This window comes from Allomuricauda sp. R78024 (genome assembly GCF_044596045.1).
Taxonomy (GTDB): domain Bacteria; phylum Bacteroidota; class Bacteroidia; order Flavobacteriales; family Flavobacteriaceae; genus Flagellimonas.
Genome location: NZ_CP138995.1, coordinates 1,742,137 through 1,764,487 on the forward strand (window position 1 = coordinate 1,742,137; position 22,351 = coordinate 1,764,487).

Annotated in this window: 18 protein-coding genes; 5 read left to right on the plus strand and 13 right to left on the minus strand. The window is 38.1% G+C overall.

The genetic code is table 11. The annotated features are described in order from the left end of the window. Nucleotide 1: 1 nt before the first annotated feature. Genes SJY44_RS07765 through folP form a run of 3 tightly spaced genes read right to left on the minus strand, consistent with a single transcriptional unit; the run spans nucleotide 2 to nucleotide 2,430 of the window. Nucleotides 2-766, minus strand: coding sequence for a DUF3667 domain-containing protein (locus tag SJY44_RS07765; RefSeq protein WP_298928581.1), 765 nt, complete (start codon nucleotides 764-766; stop codon nucleotides 2-4). After that, nucleotides 767-1,552, minus strand: coding sequence for a diadenylate cyclase CdaA (gene cdaA, locus SJY44_RS07770; RefSeq protein WP_298928578.1), 786 nt, complete (start codon nucleotides 1,550-1,552; stop codon nucleotides 767-769). Nucleotides 1,553-1,596: 44 nt separating this feature from the next. Beyond that, complete coding sequence (gene folP, locus SJY44_RS07775) at nucleotides 1,597-2,430, minus strand: dihydropteroate synthase (RefSeq protein WP_396591927.1); 834 nt, start codon at nucleotides 2,428-2,430, stop codon at nucleotides 1,597-1,599. Nucleotides 2,431-2,525: 95 nt separating this feature from the next. On the opposite strand from folP, the gene SJY44_RS07780 reads away from it, so the two are divergent. From SJY44_RS07780 to SJY44_RS07800, 5 genes are read left to right on the plus strand one after another with little or no spacing between them, the layout of a single operon-like run. After that, a complete protein-coding gene (locus tag SJY44_RS07780; protein WP_298928570.1) occupies nucleotides 2,526-3,065 on the plus strand; it encodes a DUF1599 domain-containing protein in 540 nt (179 codons plus the stop codon). Next, nucleotides 3,065-4,159, plus strand: coding sequence for a BT_3928 family protein (locus SJY44_RS07785; protein WP_396591928.1), 1,095 nt, complete (start codon nucleotides 3,065-3,067; stop codon nucleotides 4,157-4,159). The genes SJY44_RS07780 and SJY44_RS07785 overlap by 1 nt, the downstream gene beginning before the upstream one ends. Nucleotides 4,160-4,186: 27 nt before the next feature. Then, nucleotides 4,187-4,936 (plus strand): triose-phosphate isomerase, encoded by a 750-nt coding sequence (gene tpiA, locus SJY44_RS07790; protein WP_396591929.1) that lies wholly within the window; start codon nucleotides 4,187-4,189, stop codon nucleotides 4,934-4,936. A gap of 6 nt (nucleotides 4,937-4,942) precedes the next feature. Beyond that, the gene (gene prmA / locus SJY44_RS07795; protein ID WP_298929195.1) at nucleotides 4,943-5,779 is read left to right on the plus strand and encodes a 50S ribosomal protein L11 methyltransferase; all 837 of its coding nucleotides are present in this window, start codon (nucleotides 4,943-4,945) and stop codon (nucleotides 5,777-5,779) included. A 20-nt stretch (nucleotides 5,780-5,799) separates the two neighbouring features. Then, complete coding sequence (locus SJY44_RS07800) at nucleotides 5,800-6,075, plus strand: ATP-dependent Clp protease adaptor ClpS (RefSeq protein WP_298928561.1); 276 nt, start codon at nucleotides 5,800-5,802, stop codon at nucleotides 6,073-6,075. A 48-nt stretch (nucleotides 6,076-6,123) separates the two neighbouring features. Here SJY44_RS07800 and SJY44_RS07805 read toward each other — a convergent pair whose 3' ends face one another. The 10 genes from SJY44_RS07805 to SJY44_RS07850 all read right to left on the minus strand — a co-directional run bounded on the left by SJY44_RS07805 (nucleotide 6,124) and on the right by SJY44_RS07850 (nucleotide 22,059). Continuing rightward, nucleotides 6,124-7,011, minus strand: coding sequence for a glycosyl hydrolase family 17 protein (locus tag SJY44_RS07805; protein WP_396591930.1), 888 nt, complete (start codon nucleotides 7,009-7,011; stop codon nucleotides 6,124-6,126). Nucleotides 7,012-7,124: 113 nt separating this feature from the next. Continuing rightward, nucleotides 7,125-7,739, minus strand: coding sequence for a hypothetical protein (locus SJY44_RS07810; RefSeq protein WP_396591931.1), 615 nt, complete (start codon nucleotides 7,737-7,739; stop codon nucleotides 7,125-7,127). 48 nt (nucleotides 7,740-7,787) lie between these two features. Then, entirely contained in the window at nucleotides 7,788-9,218 is a 1,431-nt protein-coding gene (locus SJY44_RS07815; protein WP_298928554.1) for an MFS transporter, read from the minus strand. 12 nt (nucleotides 9,219-9,230) lie between these two features. After that, entirely contained in the window at nucleotides 9,231-10,736 is a 1,506-nt protein-coding gene (locus tag SJY44_RS07820; protein ID WP_396591932.1) for a glycoside hydrolase family 30 beta sandwich domain-containing protein, read from the minus strand. A 1-nt stretch (nucleotide 10,737) separates the two neighbouring features. Then, nucleotides 10,738-12,030 (minus strand): glycosyl hydrolase family 17 protein, encoded by a 1,293-nt coding sequence (locus SJY44_RS07825; protein ID WP_396591933.1) that lies wholly within the window; start codon nucleotides 12,028-12,030, stop codon nucleotides 10,738-10,740. Nucleotides 12,031-12,105: 75 nt separating this feature from the next. Continuing rightward, entirely contained in the window at nucleotides 12,106-13,908 is a 1,803-nt protein-coding gene (locus tag SJY44_RS07830) for a glycoside hydrolase family 3 protein (RefSeq protein ID WP_396591934.1), read from the minus strand. A gap of 153 nt (nucleotides 13,909-14,061) precedes the next feature. Beyond that, nucleotides 14,062-16,524 (minus strand): immunoglobulin-like domain-containing protein, encoded by a 2,463-nt coding sequence (locus SJY44_RS07835; RefSeq protein WP_396591935.1) that lies wholly within the window; start codon nucleotides 16,522-16,524, stop codon nucleotides 14,062-14,064. A gap of 22 nt (nucleotides 16,525-16,546) precedes the next feature. Beyond that, nucleotides 16,547-17,404, minus strand: coding sequence for a family 16 glycosylhydrolase (locus SJY44_RS07840; RefSeq protein ID WP_396591936.1), 858 nt, complete (start codon nucleotides 17,402-17,404; stop codon nucleotides 16,547-16,549). A gap of 29 nt (nucleotides 17,405-17,433) precedes the next feature. Further along, the gene (locus SJY44_RS07845; RefSeq protein ID WP_396591937.1) at nucleotides 17,434-18,855 is read right to left on the minus strand and encodes a glycosyl hydrolase family 16; all 1,422 of its coding nucleotides are present in this window, start codon (nucleotides 18,853-18,855) and stop codon (nucleotides 17,434-17,436) included. 12 nt (nucleotides 18,856-18,867) lie between these two features. Next, the gene (locus tag SJY44_RS07850; protein WP_396591938.1) at nucleotides 18,868-22,059 is read right to left on the minus strand and encodes a glycoside hydrolase family 2 TIM barrel-domain containing protein; all 3,192 of its coding nucleotides are present in this window, start codon (nucleotides 22,057-22,059) and stop codon (nucleotides 18,868-18,870) included. Nucleotides 22,060-22,351 lie beyond the last annotated feature (292 nt).

Genomic DNA, 22,351 nt, shown 5'->3' on the forward strand with positions numbered 1-22,351 from the left:
ACTATTTTGGAGCAAGGTTTTCCAATGTTAACTGCCCAGTCATTGTAGTTAATAGGATAATGACCATTCCTAAAGCCAGCATTACGATGGCGAAGAAAATCAAGTAAATAAAACCTCTTGCAAAAGTGCTTAAAAACCCTGTTTGGTGTATTCGACCGAGCACAAAAAATTGATATACAAGTATCATCAACAAGAATATCCAATTGAAAATATCGTATCTAATATCAAAAAAACCGAATAAAGGTAAACAGATCAGGACCTGTACAAAAGAGGTTTGCCCAGTAATATAGGCGTTGACAACTAAATGTTCAGTGTAGTTGAGCTTTTTTTTATCTAAAAATAGAAGCCAGGTCATTAATGCGTATATGGGCATTATGATATAGGAAAGTAACCCTTGATAGTCAAACACGAAATCCATATTTGGCATCTCGTCTTCTGATAAAATGTTAGGTGCTAGTTCTACATTGTATACTTTTCTAAGTATAAAAAACAAGATTCCTGAAAGCGTTATTGCAATAGCGAAATAACTTATCGGATTCATGTATTTTTTTCTCGTTCCTGATATGTATCTTTCAACAACAACTTCTGGTTTAGAGAATAAATGTCTAAACGTTTTAAAAAGAGTGTTGTCCAAGTTGAACACTTGATATCTTAGATCCTGCCAAACGTTTTTTAAGGATAACCGGTTTTTGATGATTTTTGCTCCACAATTTGGACAGTAACTAAAATCTGTCCTTAAAGAATTGTCACAATTTTTGCAATCCATCTATTCCAAATCTTTTTTGATAAGATCAGTAAGTTCCTCTAGACCTTTGTAAGGAACAAACTCTCCATTTTTTATGTAAGAAATTAGACCGGTTTCTTCACTTACCACCAAACAAATAGAATCGGTTTTTTCAGTAATTCCAACCGCAGCACGGTGCCTTAATCCATAACGTAGGGGAATATCACGATCATTGGAGACAGGCAAGATTACCCTGGTAGCTGTAATAAAATTATCCTGAATTATTGCTGCCCCATCATGCAAAGGACTGTTCTTGTAGAAAATACTCTCTAGAATGGGCTGGGTTATTTCAATATTCATGGTATCTCCAGAAGATCTTACAAAGTCCAAAGAATTGGTTCTTTCAATAACAATAATAGCGCCGGTCTTTGTACTTCCCATTTTTTCGCAAGCTCCAATAACGGCATCCACATTGGTATCTGTGGGCATGGCCTCTTGCTTTAGGAATTTAAAATGTCGGATAAAATTCCGCTTAGACGCAAAATTGGTGGAACCAATCATCAATAAAAACTTCCTTATTTCTTGCTGAAAAACAATAATCAAGGCAATAAGTCCAATATTCATGAATCCACCTACCATGCTGCTGATCATTTTCATTTGTAACAGTTCAGTAAGCTTCCATAAAGCCCAAACAATCACAATTCCTATAAAAATATTAATAGCGACAGTGCCTTTAACTAATTTGTAGATGTAGTAAAGTAGAGCGGCGACTAGAACAATGTCTATGATATCTGTGATTTTAAATTCAAGAAAATTAAGAAAATCCAACCGCGGTGTTTTTGTAAAATTAGCAAAAATAGAAGAACCAAAAATTACTTGGTGTTCACATTTAATTCCTGCACAAGTTTAATACATTCCATAGCTTCTTTTATATCATGTGCACGTAAAATGTTTGCTCCTTTCAATAAAGCAACGGTATGCAAGGCAGAAGTACCGTTTAAAGCCTCTTTTGAAGATGATTTTAAGACTTTATATATCATGGACTTTCTACTTAGACCTACTAGAATAGGCACTCCAAAAGTTTTGAATAAATCTAAGTTGCCAAGGAGTTTATAATTTTGTTTTGTTGTTTTTGCAAACCCAAACCCTGGATCAATTATGATATCATTGATTTTTTTGGAAGTAGTGTCACTTACTTTTTTTGAAAAATAGAATAGCAAATCTTTTAGCAAATCATCATAGGTAGCTTCCTTTTGCATGGATTGCGGAGTTCCTTTTAGGTGCATCATTATGTACGGAACTTGATATTGTGCTATGACGTTTAGCATATCTGCATCTAAATTCCCAGCAGAAATATCATTGATAATTGCCGCGCCAAGCTGTATGCTTTCTAAAGCGACCTTACTTCTAAAAGTATCTATTGAAATTAAGGTTTCTGGAAAGTTGTTGCGTATCAGTTCAAGTATGGGGAGCATTCTTTTTAATTCATCATCTTCAGGCACATGTTCTGCACCTGGTCTAGAGCTATAGGCACCCATATCTATAAAAGTAGCTCCATCTAAAAGCATTTTTTCGACTTGTTTAAGAATGGAACTTTCGTCTTTGCACAAACCACCGTCATAAAAAGAATCCGGTGTTAGGTTAAGAATGCCCATTACTCTGGGGGTGCTTAAGTCTATGAGTGCTCCTTTGCAGTTTATGGTCATAAAAAATCCCTGCTTTATTGTGTTTGATTATCTTTGGCGAAGTGCTTTAGAGTGCTATTTATTTGGACGAAATTTACGCAAATTAGCAAGAATACATGCAGCAGACCTCCCAACAATATGATGCAGTGATCAATACCTGCAGGGAACTATTTTTAAAAAAGACGCAAGATTACGGTACGGCTTGGCGCATTTTGAGACTTCCTTCGCTTACAGATCAGATTTTCATCAAGGCCCAACGTATCCGTAGCTTACAGCAAAATGAAGTGAGAAAAGTGGATGAAGGGGAGCAATCTGAATTTATTGGAATAATAAATTATTCCATAATGGCATTGATTCAACTTGAAAAAGGCATTGCAGAACAGCCTGATCTTGATGCAGATGAAGCCATTGGTCTTTATGATAAAGAAGTTTCCATTACAAAAAGTTTGATGGAGAACAAAAACCATGATTATGGCGAAGCTTGGCGAGATATACGTGTAAGTTCGCTAACGGATTTAATCTTGCAAAAGTTGCTCCGGGTAAAACAAATAGAAGATAATGCGGGGGCTACGTTGGTCAGTGAGGGTATAGATGCCAACTATCAGGATATAATCAATTATGCCGTATTTGCGCTAATTCATTTAAGTGAAAAATAATGAAGTACTTGGTATGGATTTCTAGAATCTTTGTTGGAGTCTTATTTATAATAAGTGGACTCATCAAATTGAATGACCCTGTCGGGTTCTCTTTTAAGCTTGAGGAATATTTTAGTCAAGGGGTTTTGGATTTACCTTTTTTGATGCCTTTAGCCTTGGCAATTTCCATTTTTGTGGTCATTGTGGAAGTGATTTTAGGCGTGTTGCTACTTATAGGGTTTAAACCAAAATTTACCGTTTGGAGCCTGCTATTAATGATAGTTTTCTTTACGTTCCTAACATTTTATTCTGCATACTTCAATAAAGTAACAGATTGTGGTTGCTTTGGAGATGCGGTAAAATTGACTCCATGGGAATCTTTTACAAAAGACATCATTCTTTTAATATTTATTCTAATCTTATTTTTTGGCAGAAAACATATCAAATCCATTTTTAGTCCCAAAGTCAATTGGATTTTAGGTGGAGTGTCATTGTTTGCGTGCGCTTTGTTTGCGAACCACGTATTAAACCATCTGCCCTCTGTTGACTTTAGACCTTATAAGATTGGAGCAAACATTCAAGAAGGTATGAGTGTTCCAGAGAATGCTCCCAAAGCGGTTTATGAGTATGCTTGGCGATTTAAAGTAAATGGCGATGACAAAATTGTGGTTACCAATGGTGAATACCCATCTGTGGATGGTGAGTTTATTGATGTTGAAACAACAGAAATTCAGAAAGGTTATGAACCTCCAATCCATGATTTTACTATTGAACAAGACGGACAGGATTTAGCTTCAGAAATTCTACAAGAAGATAAATTGATAATGGTTATTGCCTATGATTTGGCTAAAAGTAATAATGATTTTTTCTCCGATGTTGCTGCGGTTGCAACAAAGGCAAAAGCTAAAGGATATAAAGTTGTGGGAATGTCGGCCTCCAGTAACGAGAGGGCAGATAAGGTTAAGAAAAATTACAATCTAGATTTCGACTTTTATTTTACTGATGAAACCACACTTAAAACCATTGTGCGTTCCAATCCGGCAATACTTGTTTTGAAGAAAGGAACAATCATGCAAAAAGTACATTATAACGACTTAGATCAACTAAACTTCTAAAAATAACATTAAAGAAATACCAATAACATGAGAACTAAAATAGTTGCAGGAAACTGGAAAATGAATAAAAACCTTGATGAAACGGAAGTCTTGTTATCAGAATTATCGGCAAAATTACCGGATACTCATGCGGAGGTTATTGTAGCGCCAACTTTTGTGAATTTGGTTGCGGCCCAAAGAAACCTACAATCATCAACAATACAAGTAGCCGCACAGAACATGCACTTTGCTGAAAATGGGGCTTATACAGGCGAAATTTCGGCAGATATGCTTTTGAACATAGAAGTGGATACTGTTATTATAGGGCATTCTGAACGCCGAGCACTTTTTGGAGAAACGGATGATCTATTATCGAAAAAAACGAGAACGGCATTGGAAAAAGGAATGAAGGTCATTTTCTGTTTTGGCGAAGAATTGGAAGACAGAAAATCTGACAATCATTTTGCAATTGTCGAAAGCCAGCTAAAGAATGCTTTGTTTGATTTAGATGGCAAAGTATGGAGCAACATTGTTTTGGCATACGAACCTGTTTGGGCAATAGGTACGGGTGAAACTGCAAGCCCAGAACAAGCTCAAGAGATGCATGCATTTATAAGAAAAACCATTTCAGAAGCTTACAATGCTTCGATTGCTGATGGGGTTTCCATTTTATATGGAGGCAGTGTAAAACCTTCAAATGCTGAAGAGATATTCTCAAAACCAGATGTGGATGGTGGTCTTATTGGAGGAGCATCTTTAAAAGCTGATGATTTTGTTGCCATTATCAAGGCCATTTAATCCTTAATTTTTAGTTTGGTATATCTTGAATACAATTTTAAAATAACTCCTTTACAACCTGCAACAGATATTTTGATTGCTGAATTGAGCGAAGCAGGATTTGAGAGTTTTGTGGAGAATGATTCTGAGCTATTGGCTTATGTGCTGAAATCTGATTGGGAGGAAGGCATTTTGAAGGATTTGTTTGCACTTCAAAATCCAGATTTTAAAATTACTTGGTCCAGTAAAGAGATTGTTCAACAAAACTGGAATGCCGAGTGGGAAAAAAGCTTTCAACCCATTAAGGTTGGTGATGAATGCATGGTAAGAGCTCCTTTCCATGAGTCAGAGAACGTAGCATATGATATTGTTATAGAACCCAAAATGAGTTTTGGGACAGGGCATCATGAGACAACCCATATGATGTTACAACATATTTTAGATATGGATTTTAAAGGAAAATCAGTTCTGGACATGGGTTGTGGCACTGGAGTTTTGGCAATACTTGCTAAAATGAGAGGAGCCAAATCTGTGGATGCCATTGATATTGATGAATGGTGTTTTTTAAACTCCAAAGAAAACGTTGAACGAAATAGTTGTAATGACATTGATGTTTATCAAGGTGATAGCAGTTTATTAACTGATAAAAAGTATGATATTATACTTGCTAACATCAACAGGAATATTTTGCTTGAGGATATTCCAATTTATGCCAATTGCCTAAATACTGGTGGCACACTTTTCTTAAGTGGCTTTTATTTGGAGGATTTAGATGCAATTTCTTCAAAATGTGGTGCATATAGTTTAGAATTTGAAAAAAAACTAGAAAAGAATAATTGGATTTCCACAAAATATGTAAATTAGGATTGATTAATTCCAAAATTATGGGAATCAAAGAAAAAGTATCAGAAGAACTCCTTTTAGAAGAACAAACTGTAAAGCAGAGTGAGATAGTGCTTTTTAATGACGAGGTGAATACTTTTGACCATGTTATTGAAACGCTAATAGACGTCTGCGAACATACTCCGGAACAAGCGGAGCAGTGCTCTTTAATTGTACATCACAATGGTAAGTGCACTGTAAAGACTGGTGAGTATAAAGATTTAAAACCTAGATGCTCAAAATTACTTCAAGCTGGGTTGAGTGCTGAGATTGTTTAGAGTTTATCTAGATATAATTCCGACAAACTCTTTTCAATAAATTGTTGATTAAAACTTTAGTGCCTCATCCTTATCCCAAAGACCCCAATAAGCCCCTACATCTCCTTCAGCTCCAACTTTCCAAGATTCATCAAAAGATGAGAAGTAGAATACCTCAATATCATCTTCTTCAGACCATTTTTGAGTGTTCATGAAATATTTCAATGCGTTTTCATGAGATGGGAATGCACCTTCAAGACTTGTTCCTTGACTAGGCCACCCGGTTTCAGAAACGATTATCTTTTTGCCATTGGCTACTTTCAACACTCTTTGATACATGTCTTTCATGTACAGCAAAGAATAATCCATATCGCAACCTTCCCAAAACGGATAACAATTAGCTAGAATAACATCACAAGCTTCGGTTATTCTTTCACGTTCAGTAAATTCATAATAGGCGTCAACATAGCCAACAGGAACATTGGGAACTGCTTGCTTCACTTGATTCATAAAATCTAACAGTTCATCTTCCGTTAAATCTCCCCGTAGCATTACTTCGTTGCCAACTGCTGCAATATCAACGTATCCATCTTTGGCCAATTCAATGAGGTTTTCAATTTCTTGCTTATTTACTTTTGGGTCATCACCTAACCAAGCACCCACCATGGTCTTAATTCCATATTCTCTGGCAATACGCGGAATGGCTTCATTACCTTCTGTACATGAAAAAGAACGAATCCATTTGGTATACGGCTTAATAATTTCCATTCGTCTACGTATTTGATCCTCTGTAATCTGATCTCCTGGTTTTTGACCTTCTATATAGGGACTAAAACATAATCCATGCATTCCGCCTTCTAAAACGCGTTTGCATAGAATTTCCAGTTCTTCAGTGGTTTTACCGACATAGTCTAGTGCGGCCAACGCCAAAAACTTTTCTTTTCTAGATGACGACATAATGTTCTGTTATATTGTATTATTAGGTTTATTCAAATTTAGGCTAAAGTTCCCCACTACGTTTTACTAATTCAGGTTTAATTTCTCAATAGATTCATCCTTAGTGGTATGTACTAAAAAACTCCTCTACAGTTTTTCCTTGTGTAAATCTTAAGGCGCTCCACTTCTTTGGCTCCAGCTGGTATTTCTTCTAGCTTTAAACCGGGATAATCATCGGCTTCTTTCCATTTTTCTATTGTGGAACTAAAAAATGAAGAAGCTGCGGGGTCTACCTCATAAATAATCAAATCATAAGCCTCTCCCTTATCTCCACCAAAACGAGTAACAACCTGCCATTCGCCTTCTCTTTTGTAGGATGTATTGGTATGGTCAGATTGTGGATAATATCTATCATCAGTGGGTCTAACCATTACCCAAATATCTTTTTTATGGGCTTCGGGATATACTCCCATTGTTAAAATCCGGCAATCCACAGAATCTTTATCTATTGGAGAAACAACTTTTACAGCATTAACCGGTCCGTCAATCTTTAACTTTTTTCCTATAGAGACTTGTTCAATTTGGCTATTATAATTGACTAAATCTGATGAATAACTTCCGTAAATCATCATTAAAACACCAAGGATTCCTAAAGGTATTCCTAGCTTAGAACTACCTTTTTTACTTGCGAGCAGCGCAATCAAGATAAATAAGACTCCTATTATTAGTATTATTATTTTGGTTGACATTTTATTATTTTTTTTAGTTATATAAATTCACTTAACAATTCAACATTGTTATAACACGCCTCTTCTTTCTTCTAATTGAGCTTTAATATCTTTTGCTCTTTCTTCAGACAGGCTGTATTTCCACATAATCCAAATAGCCAAAGCAGCTGTTACTATAGGTATAATTATGTCAGCGATTCGCAACTTTGTTAAAGTATCAATAGATTGAGTAGCTGCGTTGCCGTCAAATCCTATTAACTTTAATACTAGGCCTCCTAAAACTAGAGCCAATCCTTGACCAAGTTTTACAACCCACCAGTATAATGCTCCGAAAGTACCCTCTTTCCTTGGCATGCCATTAACAAGTTCATCTAAATCACAAACATCGGCAGTCATACTCATCATTAAGGTGAATAAACTTCCTAAACCAAATGACATTAAAGGTATTGGAATAAAAGAAAGCCAAATATTGTCAGGAGTAAAAGCCCACCATTTCATGGCATATCCAACAATGGAAAGAGCTGTTGAAATAATAAACGCTTTCTTTTTACCCCATTTTTCAGCCATTTTTGATACAATTGGAATCACTAAAAATGCTGAAACCAATGCTCCAATGGAACTAAACCAAGCTGGCCATGTTGAAGTGGCTTCGTAGCTCCCATTAAAAATATAAAAAACGAAAATGAAAAAACTAAAAGACGCCACAATTTGGTAACCGTTAAATACTAAAAAAGTAGCGCCACATAATTTCATAAAAGGTTTATTCTTTACAGCCTCTTTTATACTGATGAATAAATCCTTCAAGTTGGTAAACATTGAGGTAAAAGTTAATTTTTTCCTATTTCCCATATGAGAAGCATCGATACCTCTACAAAAAATAGCTGGCAAAAGACCTAGTAGTAAACAAGCTACTCCTACATAAATTGCCATGGTTCTTACACCTTCAGCTTGATTACTAAAAATATTAGGGTCGGCAATAATTACCCAAAACCAAGGAACAATTACCCAAGCCAATAGACCAACCGTTTGCGAAAACGCCATTATACGTGTACGTTCGTTATAATCAGAAGTCATTTCATAGCCTAAACCTACCAATGGCGTAGCAAACATGGTATTTCCAATAAGAAAAACCATAGACATAATTAGAAAGTACCAAAAATTATAGTCTGAAGAATTGTTTTCATCAAGCTGCCAAAGAAGCACAAAAGTAATGGCACTTAAAATACCTCCAACCAAAATATATGGTCTCCTTCTGCCCCATTTTGAACTTGTGTTATCCGAAATAAATCCCATGATTGGATCGGTAATCGCATCAAAAAATCGAGGCAATCCACCTAAAAGTCCTGCCAAAAATGGGTCCATTCCAAAAGCAGTCAATAAAAAGAACATAAAGAAACCCAATGCTCCAGGGTATAGGTTCAAAACCAAATGACCTGCACCGAATGCAGCCTTTTGCCCTAATGGTACTCTATCTTTTTCAGCTGTTTTTACAATTGACATAATCGTTTTGTTTTAGTTAGTATTAGTTGGTTTTTTAATGACCACTGTTTGTATTGCTTGAGGGCTTATTTGTATGGTATTGGAACTTTCACCCAGTGATAATGCTATTTGTTTTGTTTCTGCCCCTTGGTTTAATAGAATCACAGTAATTGACCCATCTGGGTTTTGTGCTGCAGTAACCATCAAAGAATCATCAGAGTTTTCAAAACCTATGCGCACGGCGCCAGGTCGTATGTATTTGCTAAAATGAGCGAGGGTATAGTAAATTGGAGTAAAGTATACTTCATCTTTTTCTGGATCTACAATTACGGGAGCTACGCACCAGTTTTTGAACCAATTAGGACCTCCTTGTGTATCTAGGACCATGTTCCAGTCTATCCAGCCATCTACCCAATTGTTAAGACAGCCAATGATGTCACGGGCATATCTGTAGACAGGAGCGTATTTTGGGTGCAAGTGTTTTTCATGTTCCGGTGCCCAATCCCATCCCCAATCTGTAGCTTCTTTGGACCAATACCATTGATCATCTTTCCATTTGGGAACTTCTGCATCAACACATGCCTCCGATTGTATTAGATATTTTGTAGGAGCTGCGTTATGTGCAAATTGCAAGGATTCTGGAAACCAATCGTACGTGCTAGCATACCAATGTATTGCAGTGCCGTCAAAGTACTTAGAAGAGGCTTCGTCTTGGAACATAACCTTTACCCATTCTTCCAATTCTTCTCCTCGATTTTGATCATAACCCAATATTTTTACATCATGCCCATCAGTTTCTAACTTAGGGCCTAAATGATGTTTAACAAAATCTGTCATTTCTTGGGGGCTGTAATGCATGCTCTCCCAGTTGTTATTGTTGCCTAATGGTTCGTTTTCTACCGTAAATCCCCAAATATCAATATCCTCAAGTTTATAGGCATCAATATATTTTGAAAAGAATAAAGCCCAGGTATCATAGTATTCAGGTAATAATTTACCTCCGCGCCAATCGTTGTTGTCTTTCATCCATGGTGGAGCTGTCCACGGAGAGGCCAATATTTTGAACCCATCTTTGGATGCAGCCATGGCCTCTTTAATAAATGGGATGATATCATCGCGGTCTTCGTCAATAGAGAAATTTTTTAATTCCATATCCCCTTCAACAGGGGCATAAGAGTAATTGCTTACTGAGAAGTCGCATGAGTTCATATGTGTTCGTGTCAAGGAATATCTGGCACCCTCATTCCCAAAGTAAGCATCAATGATTTTTTTACGATTCTCTTTGCTCAATTGATTCAACAGATAAGCCGAAGCTTCTGTAAATGAACCACCGAATCCAGTAATAGTCTGAAATTTTTGTTCTGGCAGTAATTTGATTTGTGAAGTAACTCCATCAGCAACTACTTCGGTTATCGGACTTAATTTATTTCCATCTGCTGAAGTTTCATAAACTTCAACTTCTAATTTGTTCTCTACGGCGCAAGCACTGAGTATTACGGTCAATGTCAATGTGATATTAAATTTGTTAAACTTTTTCATCTTAATGCATGATAGCTTGTTCTTTCTTTGTGGGAGGGACCAGAACATCTTTCATTAATGCATCTTTATCTCCGTTGTATGTTTTGGTGATAGGATTTCCATTTCTGGTCAACCCGCTAAAAGTCCCTTTATCAACCAAGTCCCATAAAGCATATTTTGCTTGTCCATCTATGGTAAACAAACCAAAATGATTTTCAGAGCCATGCACATTTTGAGCATCTTTCCATTGCTCGTTAAAAGCTTCAAAATAAAAACAAGATATACCTTCTTTATTAGTCCAATTACGCATATGTTCATGATAGGCCGCTTCTTTGTATTCGTCTGTTGCCTTTGATCCAGTTGGCCCATAATGACCATTGGAGACTGTTGCCCACCCAGTTTCACCAATATGTATGGGTTTGTTTACGCCAACACTTTTTGCATGATCTGATACTGCTTTATACTGAGCCTTGGCAAATTCTTTGGCACGAAGCATTGCCGCATCTATTTTTTCAATAGCTGAAAGCTGCTCCTCTTCTTCAGGTACACCCCAAAACTCAGGGTTATAGTGTGAGTTGTGATAGGCGTACGTATGCATGGAAATGTAATCCACGGCTTTAATAAGATTTTCTAAGTCTTCAGTATGATAACTCTCGTCTCCACCTCCCCAAGAAGCAAAATCATCAGAACTTGTAATCCATAGCTCTTTCGGTAGTTCTCCATTTTTCTTTAACTCTTGAAGATGATTCACCCATTTTAGGATAACACTGGGCTGCACATAATAGCTGGTTGCCCATTTTACCATGGCCTCATTGCCTACAGCAATGATTTTTACAATGTCTGGATATTTGTTTGCCAACTCCGCAGCTCTGGCAATTTCACCCTCGTTTTGTTCACTTTCCACTTCATGATCCGGAGTTTCACCGGTCCAAGCGTTTTTACAGTCTATCCATGCACCTAGCATTACGTACATTTCAAAGTTGGAATCCTCAATCTTTAGTTCGCTAATGGCTTTTAGCAAATTGGAAGCTTGTTGAAGCTGAACGTTATACGTCCGTAAAATTTTGATGCCCATTGCAGATAGTATTTTCATATCATCTTTTAGCTCATCAATTGTAGGTTGAACTTCGCGAGTGGCTTCTCTATAACCTCCGTATGATATGGCCAAGTAATCAGGATTGCCTAGAATATCTTTAGCTGTCACTTCTTTTATTGTTTGGGGTTGATTTCCTGTTGTTTTGGTTGTTTTCACGTTACATGAATGGTTTGTTACTAAAACTATTGCTGCAACTATTATTTTTACTATTGATTTCATAGCACTGCTGTTTGTTTTTTCTGATTATTCTCTATGAATCTATATGCTTCATTTATTCTATTTTTTGAAATATCATTATCGCAATCCAAATCCATATGAAAACAGAGGGGTAATAGAATCATTCCAAAAATTTGGGCCGTATTTTCCTTTATAATCCTCTTCTGATTTTGGCCAAGAATGTGGTAACTTTCCCTTAAAACTATAATCTCCAAATAGCACTTCTGCAATGCCATCACCCTCAGAACCTGGTAGCCAAGCCGCTATAAATGCGTCTGATTGTTCAATCTGTTTGGTAGTTACCAATGGACGACCGGAAATGAGTAATACCACTGTAGGTACACCTTTATTTGTGTAGTTGCTGACATAATTCTGGTGAGCTTCCGTCAATGTTATTTCATACGCATCTATCTCACCACCAATATCCCCAAAAGATTCAGCATAAGGGGTTTCACCAACAACAATGATCGCAATATCTGCATCATCATGATTTCCGGTGGCATCAGCATCATAAACAACATTGCCCTTCGCCATTTTTTTTATTCCTTGTAGAATGGTCGTGGCGCCTGCATAGTTTTCTGTGGAACCTTGCCAGTTTATGGTCCAACCTCCAGATTGTAAACCAGAATTATTGGCGTGTTCGCCAACTACAACAATCTTATTCAAGTTCTTATCTAGCGGAAGCGTGTTTTTGTTGTTTTTTAGCAAGACCAACGACTCTCTAACAGCTTGTCTTGCTACATCTCTATGTTCTTGAATTCCTATTTTTTCTATTAAGGTTGAATCAGGAAAAGGGTTTTCGAAAAGACCTAACCTATATTTTTGTCGCAAGACACGGCGCACAGCGTCATCAATTCGGTTTTGCGACACATAACCACTTTCAATACCACCTTTTAATCCTTCAAGATACATATCCAAATCGCCTTCTACGGCCATTATCACATCTACGCCAGCATTGATAACATCATTCTCCCCAAACCGAGAATACCCTTTCCAATCAGACACCATAATTCCATCAAATTTCATGGCGCCTTTGAGCATATCGGTGATAAGTTCTTTATGGGCATGCATTGGTTTGCCAGACATAGAATTGAATGAAGCCATTACGGAACCAACTCCTTCATTAACAGCAACAATGTAAGGAGGCAACAATCGTTCCTGTACTTGTTGAGGGTTTAAAGAAGTTTCGCCACCTTCAACCCCAGAATCCGTTGCACCATCACCAATAAAGTGCTTAGCCGTTGCCATTACCGTATGCTTGTCCAAAAGATTTCCTTGAAGTCCTTTAACAGAAGCTCTTGTCAATACTTCGGTTAATTTGGTGCTTTCAGAAAAAGCTTCATAAACTCTACCCCATTTTTCATTATATGGTATGGCTATGCAAGGTGAGAAAACCCAGGTAAAACCTGTTGCTTGTGCTTCTATTGCTGTTATTCTAGCGGCTTGCTCTACAAGCTCTGCGTTTCTGGTAGCCCCTAGGCCAATGTTGTGCGGAAATATGGTAGCTCCCTCATACGTGTTTTGGCCATGTATTGCATCAACACCAAATAATAATGGAATTCCCAATCTAGTGGACAGGGCCAACTCTTGCAACTTTGTGAATTTAGCTTGCCATTCGGCAGCGCCATTACCAGGTAAAGGTCCTTGAGTGTGAATGACTGAACCAATAAATTTATTGGCAATATCACTCTCGTCAGAAAGATCATCAAAATGCCTAACCTGAGTCATTTGACCAATTTTTTCATCTAAGGTCATCCGAGTCAAGAGTGAGTCAATTTTTTGTTCTATAATAAGACCTGTATTGGTTTCAGGGTTCATCTTTTGGTTTTTGCAAGACAAAAATGACAAAGCCACCACAAAGCCAAGTATGGAATTGGTCATTTTTTGGATAGTGTTAGTCTCTTATTTTAAATGAGACTGTAACATTTTAAGTTAGTTAGACTAATAGTATTTGAAAACTATACTGTCTTGGTTTTTAAGCTAAGACAGTATAGTTGATTTATAATTAGACCTTTTAATAAAACATATTTACTACTAGTCTATTCTTATGTTGTCGATATAGAAAACCCCGTCTTCTGTAGTCAATTCGCCATCGCCTATACTAACAGGATTATCTGGCTTTATAACCAATTGATTTGCTTCAAAATTAGGTGGAATTCCAGTAAAAACAACTTCCAGTTCAACCCATTCATCGGCCGCTGCTGCAACCACTGTAACTTCACCCGGAAGCCCTATACCAGGAGCATTAGGATTATTATTTACTCCAAAACGATAAGAAACATTTGCTCTATCAGAATATACTAAGACTTTGAGGGTTGTCGAAGCTAAATCGCCAATTACATCTACGTTAGGAAATGCATTTTGCACTCCAGCAAACCTAGATGTACCAATTGCTTTATTAATTCTTAAAACATTTGCGGAGGTATTTAAGCCTGTGGCAGAAGGGTTTGCTGCTAACTCTACTGAAATAGAACCATCATTTGTAAATGTCCCTAAAAATGTTTCACAAGCTTCAAAAGTAGCTGGTAGCGATAAAGCATCAGTAGGAGTATCAGTACAACCGCCTCCTCCTCCTGAACCACCATCACCGAGAACCAATGATACGTTGTCGATGTTTACCAAACCATCTTCTCCATTCAAATCAAAAAGTACTCTAGATGTAGCATCTCCAAACCCTGTTGCTGTTAAGCTACGTGTGTATGTTTGTCTAGTATCATTAATATCTACCGGCTCCGACGTATTGGAAAAATCACCGCCACTTAATCCTATTCCTGCGATTATACTCCTGTCTCTATCAGACCAAGCATCAAAAGTCAATGTATATGTGGCATCTGGAGTAATTGTAAGTTTCTGACTTACGTTAACGGCAAATGGAGCTGCTGGATTTGAGCCTGTAACATTTATAGAGTAAAAGGTATTACCATTTTCTGTTGCCACTGGAGCAGGATTGGCATCATCGACACCTTGTATCCATGGAGCTGCACCACTCTCGAAATCACCATTGGTCAATAAACCACTATCAAAAGCTGTTACATTTACAGTTCTTGTAACTTCAGCAGCTGCATTTGCTGCTGCGTCACTAACATTATAGGTGATAATATAAGTTCCGGCAATACTAGTGTCCACTGCATCACCAGCTACAATGATGTTACCAGAAATATCACCATCTGTGTCATCGTTTGCAGTTGCTCCTGGGTCTACGAAAGAGTCATTAACTGTAAGATCAATCACTGCATCACCATTTAACGAAATAACTGGTGGTGTGGAATCTCCTGTGCTAGTGCCACCTAACACAAGGGATACATTGTCAATGTTCACTATACCAACTTCAGCACCTGAATCAAATAAGATCCTAGCATCTAATGCTCCAAATCCGGTCGCGGTTAAAACGACCGTATAGGTTTGTCGATCTGTAGTTATGTTTACTGCTTCGGTTGTATTAGAAAAATCTCCACCACTTAGTCCAATTCCTGCAAGTATACTTCTTGCAACATTTGACCATGCATCAAAAGTTAAGGTATATGTTTCATCTTGAGTGATTTCCAATTTTTGAGTTAAATTGACATCAAAAGGATTACCTGCAACTTCTACGTTTACGGAGTAAAAAGTATTATCATCTTCTGTAGCAACAGGTGCTGGGTCGGTACCCACGCCTATAGTCCAAGAATCTGCTCCGCCTTCAAAATCGCCATTAGTCAATAATCCATCATCAAAAGGTTCAGGTCCTCCACCGTTTCCGCCTTCAACCAAAGAAACGTTATCTATAACTACAATACCTGTATCTGCTCCCATATCAAATAATACGCGACTATCTGCTCCACCAAAACCTGTTGCAGTAAATTCAAGAACAAAAGTTTGTGTTTCTGTAGTTAAATCTATCGTTTCGGTAGCATTTGTAAAAGGATCCACGTTTAGTCCTATACCGGCAATAATTGTTCTTTCTCCATCTGAAGAAGCATCGAAAGTCAATATGTAATCTGTGTCTTGAGTAAGTTCTAATACTTGGCTTAGGTTTACATTGAAGGCGTCACCTGCTGTTTCAACATCCGCTTGGTTAAAGCTATTTCCTCCTTCTGTTACTACATTCGCTGCATTACCAATCCATGAGTCCGCGCCGCTTTCAAAATCACCATTGGTCAAAAGCCCGCTGTCAAAAACTGGGTCTGGATCTGGGATATCAATCGTTACTTCATCTTCAAACGTATTTGAAGCGCCTGCTGTATTGGATGCAGTAAGTACAATTGTATATGTGCCAGAAGTATAAGTTTTTATAGGGTTTATCTCAGTAGATGAGGTGCCATCTCCAAAGTCCCATAGATAGGTTCTTGCTTTTTCTGAGATATTAAGAAATGTTACCGTACCGGTATCTTCATTAAGAGTAAAAGAGAAGCTCGAAATAACTTCCGGCAGTAAAGTGTCATCGTCTTCACATCCTAAAAAGGATATGGCCAAGATTAATATTGAAATTATCTTGATATTTTTGAGTAATAGTTTCATTGTCTTTTTCGTTTTAGTTAGTTTAATCAGCGTTATTTTTATATACCCTTACATAGTCCACTATCATGGTTTGAGGAAATTCTGTTTCAGCGTTTGGTGAGCCTACAAAAGTGCCTCCTACCGCAAGGTTCATTAGAATGTAGAAGGGCTTGTTAAAAACCCATACCCCTTCACCATCCGTTTCTTCATTGACATCTTCCGGGGTAATTTGATTGTAAAGCACATCGTCAACATAGAAATTGACAAAATCCGGACCCCATTCAATTCCAAAAATGTGGAAGCCGGTATCAAAGCGGTCATTTTCTAAGGTATACTCCTTGGAAATAGCATCACCACCGTTGTAGCCAGGACCGTGCACACTACCTATTAGAACAGTAGGGTTTTGTCCACGATATTCCATAATATCAATTTCTCCTGCTCCTGGCCACGGATTTTCATCTATATCAGCGCCAAGCATCCAAAAAGCAGGCCAGATACCTTGTCCAAAAGGTAAACGGATACGCGCTTCAAAACGGCCGTATTGTTGCTCAAATTTATCTTTTGTCAATAACCTTGCGGAGGTATATTCAGAACCTTGAAAGGATTCTTGTTGTGCGGTAATCAACAATACTCCATTTTGTATGGTTACGTTTTCTGGACGGTCTGTGTAGTATTGTAATTCTTGGTTACCCCATCCATCTATACCATTACCGATATCGAAGCCCCAAACTTGGTCGTTTGGTGCACCATCGTTGTCAAAATTCTCGTCTAAAACTAAATTTGTAAATGTAGCCACTGTCTGTGTTTCATCTGTTTCACAACCGGATATCACGCTCATTGCAATTACCCCAAGGTATGTTAGCGCTACCGATTGTATTGTTTTAATTTGCATATATTTCATAATCATTTTTTTCGATTTTCAAGAGCCAATTATTCCGTGTAGAAGTAAATGTTGTCAAATAGGAAGTTTGGTCCACCTGTAATTATAAGTGCACCCAAGTTGTTTTTCTGGGTAGCAAGGTCACCCCCCAAGGGTATCTCTAATGATGTCCATTGACCAACGGTCAACCCTGTCAGGTCAAACCTAAAATCCACATCATCACCCTGTGGTAAACCATTGTCGGTATTGGTCTCTAATTCCTGGTTGGCCCCAATATCCCTAATTTGAATCCCGACCTCAACTCCGGCGCTCTGCACATAAACATCTACATGCAAGAATGTTAATTCTGAGGCATCTACTGTATTTTCGAATACAATACCAGTAAAATTATTATTGGTATATGCCAAGACATTATCCGCATTGTTGTTTGTTATAACAGTTTCTGTGGTAGACCCTCCAAATCCAGGAGCAAAATTGCTATTGGTATCCGGCGTATATGCTTCGCTGAAAATTGATTTTACGTTGGCTGCTGGCCGTGTTGGGGGCGGAGCAAAAGCTAAACTACCAGAAGAGGTAACTTCCAGAGACCCGTCTGCCAATACTCCTCCCAATAAAGCTGTTATTTCTGCAGTTCCCGTACCTATAACAGATATTTCGCCTAATTCACTTACTCGGGCAACTTCAATATCTGAAGAGGTAAAATTGAAATAAGATGGTGCTGCTATAACGGTTTGATTAATGCCTGACTCCAAGTTAAAAGTTTGTGTAATGCCGCTGACTATAAGACTAGAACCGGTAAAAGTTTGTTCTATAAGATCTTGTCCAAAAAAGATAGCTGGATTGGGTTGTGCTACTGTTCCCAGCTTTTCAAACCGCAACTCATCAATCCAAAAAGTATACCCAAAACCATTAGTAGTTTGTGTCCCTGCAGAGAAAAAGAACATTCCTCTTTCCTGTATCAATTTTGACGGATCTGGAATAGGAATGATAACTTTTCGCCAATCGGTAGATAACCTTATGTTCTGGGCAGTTACTGCAAATTTGTTTTGACCAAAATCAGTTCCAAAACCTACTTCCCCTATGGTAGCGGTAGTAGAACCTTTAACATAGAAGGTCAAGGCATCAAAACCTGTTAAGTCCCTGCCAGCACCACGATCCAGGAAAATACCTCCAATAAATCCTCCATCTGGGTCATCTGGAGCGGGTACATCAATTCGTATAGAAGATGACCCTTCGAAGGCTACGTTATCATCAGTGCCAAATCCTTCGGGATTAGCACCTTCATTTGGATCAAAAGAATCAAAGAATTCATCCGTAAGTCCTACAGGAGCATCTGTAAATATATCCCCGTTGGACGAGAATGTTGCAAACTGTACATCATCTGAAAAGTCTCTTTCACAACTTGTAAAAACAGCAATGCCCAAGCTAAAAAGAACTATAAAACGTAAGTGTATATTTCTAATATTTTTCATTTTTCAATCTTTTTATTTACCAATGTTGATGTGTACATATGTCATAATCTCCCACTCGTTACCATTACCAAATCCAACTGGACTAATTATAGGTTCTTGTGAAAAAGTGTTGGGCGGTACCGCGTTTGGCAAATAACGTGGTGAAAACTCATTTAAGGATCTCCATGTACCACGAATTCCTATTTGTGTGCTTGGTAAAATAAACCAGTCAGGCTTACCAAGAGTTGTAGAGATATCCAACATCAATTGTACTGGGTACGTTAAGTTAAAATCTCGATGGTAATCAAATGGTCCCCAATCGTTAATTTTTTGGGTATACTGTACTTTCCATTTCTTATAAATCATTCTTACATCTCCGCCAAAACGTTTTATCAATCGTTCACTATCTCCGTTAGCTTGCCCGTTGCCATAGTAGAAATTTCCAATTAGACCGAAATCCGAACCAAGTTTGGATACCATTCTGGAATGGACTTCCCATAAATCTTCAGCGGGAACCGAATTTGGGAAAGCAAAGAAGGACCTGTCGGCGTTGAAACCGATATATGAATCAACGGTTGTAGGAAGGTGACGATACACAAATCCAAGATTCATGGCGAATTTGGCATCCTCCGATCTGTCATTATCCCACTCGTACATCCAAGTACCCGGGGTAGGGTCGAAAGTCAAGAGAATCTCACCGGCAGTGGTCTCTCTGTTGCCTCGAACGGAAAAGGGATCATCAAGATTGTTCCTTAGGCGTCCTGGGGCTTGTACATCTTGAGGCATGGCATCCACTAATGGTTTTTGCCACATGAAATTAGGAGCAATCTGAAAATTTCCTGCAGCGATGGTAAATCCAGAAAATACACTGGTTACATTACCACTTCCCGTATCCCTTAATTTCCAACCAGTAAAGGTCATCGTTTGGTCAGCGCCACCATTGGCAATTAAACCCATAGCTGCCGCTTGACCGTACCAATTGAATTTTCCACCTTCATAGGTGACCTTAACTTTACCACCCCAGTTATCATTTGCCTGAATTCGATCTTCAAAAACGACATAGTTTCCCGGAGTACCTCTAACATCTTGAAATGTAGTACCGTTCAATGGGCTTCCTGCCCAAATTCCTCCCATCATAATTCCAAATTTGCCGAACTCCCTTTCAATAGCCAAAGTAGCCCTTTCGGTCGGCCAAAAGGGGATTACACCACTTCGTACTTGATTTGCATCTAAGACCCGACGTCCATTTTCATCAAAAACCAGATTGGTTTCAAAGTCTCTATGGTAAATACCGGTAACATCAAACTTCCCAATATGTTTTTTGTACTTGAAAAGCATGGTAGGATTTGCGCCCCACCATAATTGAGGACCAATAGCGGCCTTTAGTCCTTTTAAAGGGCCCTTACCGTCAATTTCCATTCCTAATATTTCACCGTTGTAAATATCTAGGTTAGGGCCATAGTTGGCTTCTGGATACAATCCGAAAAAGTCACCTTCATAACCCCAATGATAATGACCTGTTCTATAGAAACCTTTTAGATCAAATTCTTTGGCGTTCCATTCAAACTCTGCTTGATATACGCGAATTCTATTTACATCGGAAACAATTACGTCTCCTTGGTCAGTACTTACATCAATAGGACGGGAGTTATTCTCATAAAAAATCTCATTGATTGGGTTTCGCGCCACGTTACCAACAACATTCATATTTACCTCTGCTCTCATGTTAGGTGCAGGGTTTCCTTCTACTCCAATAAAATACGACTGCATGTGATCGAATCCTAACTGATTTGGAAAGGTGTTAGGGTCGTCTGGGTTAGGAGTATCCGGAGTCGTAATTAAACTACCTCCAGTACTGAAGGTTGAGAACTTTGCTTGAAGGTTACTGATGCGAAGCAGATTACTTTGCTCTCCGTTTAAAGCGGCTTTATCACCACGAGCTTTAAGCACAGCATCCATCAACTGTATATTACTAAAATGATTGGTTACAAAATCCAGATTTACACCTTCGTCGTAAGGATTTAATTGATGCGCATCTTTTAGTGCATAATAGGCTGCCCTTGGATAAAGGTCGTATAACCCTCTAGGGTTGGTAGCACCCTTGGCACAAATCCCAAACCATTCCTCGTTCATGTTATTTACTCCTGGGGCGGCGAGGTCTCTCGCATATCCACCATTGGACCATGAAGCGTTGTTATCATGCACATCGGCATTTTTTCTATCATCAAATCCAAATTTCCACCAACCATCACTGAATTGGAAAGTGAAACCTCCAATTGAGTTGTCAGCTTTTCCCAGACCAGCTGCATTTTGATAGATCTCTTTCCAGTTTTCTACCATATAGTATGCCTGGGAATATTGATCTTCTTTGTTTTCGATGGCATTGAACGCATCAGCTCCAAACTCTGTAAACATTACAGGTTTGTTGAGTTTGTCTTTTACTACTTGAAACATGTCTCCGAAAGAAGCCCCACGATAGGTATTGGTTCCATAAATGTCAATATCTTTACACTCCTCCGCTACAATATCAATGAACAATACATCACCATTACAAATAGCTACAGGATGTGAAGAATCCATAGCCTTCATTTTTTTTGCGGCCTCATTCATTAATCTATACATAGGTCTTCCTCGACTTTCGCCTATGAAATTTATTCTTCCTTCATCGTCTGGGAAATCTTCAGTTTCCGCTCCTGCCCAGAATAACCCATAGTTGTTTTCATTACCTAATAAGTAAAGAAGTAGTCCGGGAGTGTCTTTATAACCATTTACCAACTCTTCCATTTCAGTCATTAAAAATTCTGAAGTAGTAGGGTCATCATAAATAGTTACAGGAGTCCAAACGCCATTCAATGTAAGCCCATAGCGTCCAAAAGAATGGTTGAGCATGGTGTATATGCCATAGTTTTCATAGATATACTGTATCCATTTTGCAGGGACACCTGTATATTGACGAATAACGTTAACACCCATGTTCTTTAATAGGGACATTTCTGTGTCCAGTCCCGCTTTGATAATGTCGTCCGGTTTTTTCCAGAATGCAGCGTTCACTGTGTTGGTGCCAATTGGAATGTAGTCCCAATTCATCCCATTCATCATAAAATCCTTTCCATTGACCACCAATTTCATTCCTTCATCATTGCTTACAACAGAAACCTTGTCGGCTTGGGCGTAGATAGCAGTTGTAAACAATAGGAGCAGTAATCTCAGTAAATTGTTTTTCATAGTAATGTTTAGTTTTAGTTTGATGTTCGCTAAAAAGAAAATCATGTATGCCGTTTCAGTGAAACAAAAATTTTGAAGAGTTGGGGAACTTTCTGTTTTTTGCGAACGGTTAAACTTATCTTAAAATAATAGGAAGACCTTAAAAATTACCTCAACAAAAAACATACATGATAAAAAAAATGGCTTTTTTTTACGAAATTGATAAAACCCCTTATTTTAGAGGGTCTCAGAAGCAAAGCGAAAGTTTCCAATTTTAGTTGGATTCCAGTTTGTATAGGTATTGTTGAGGTGC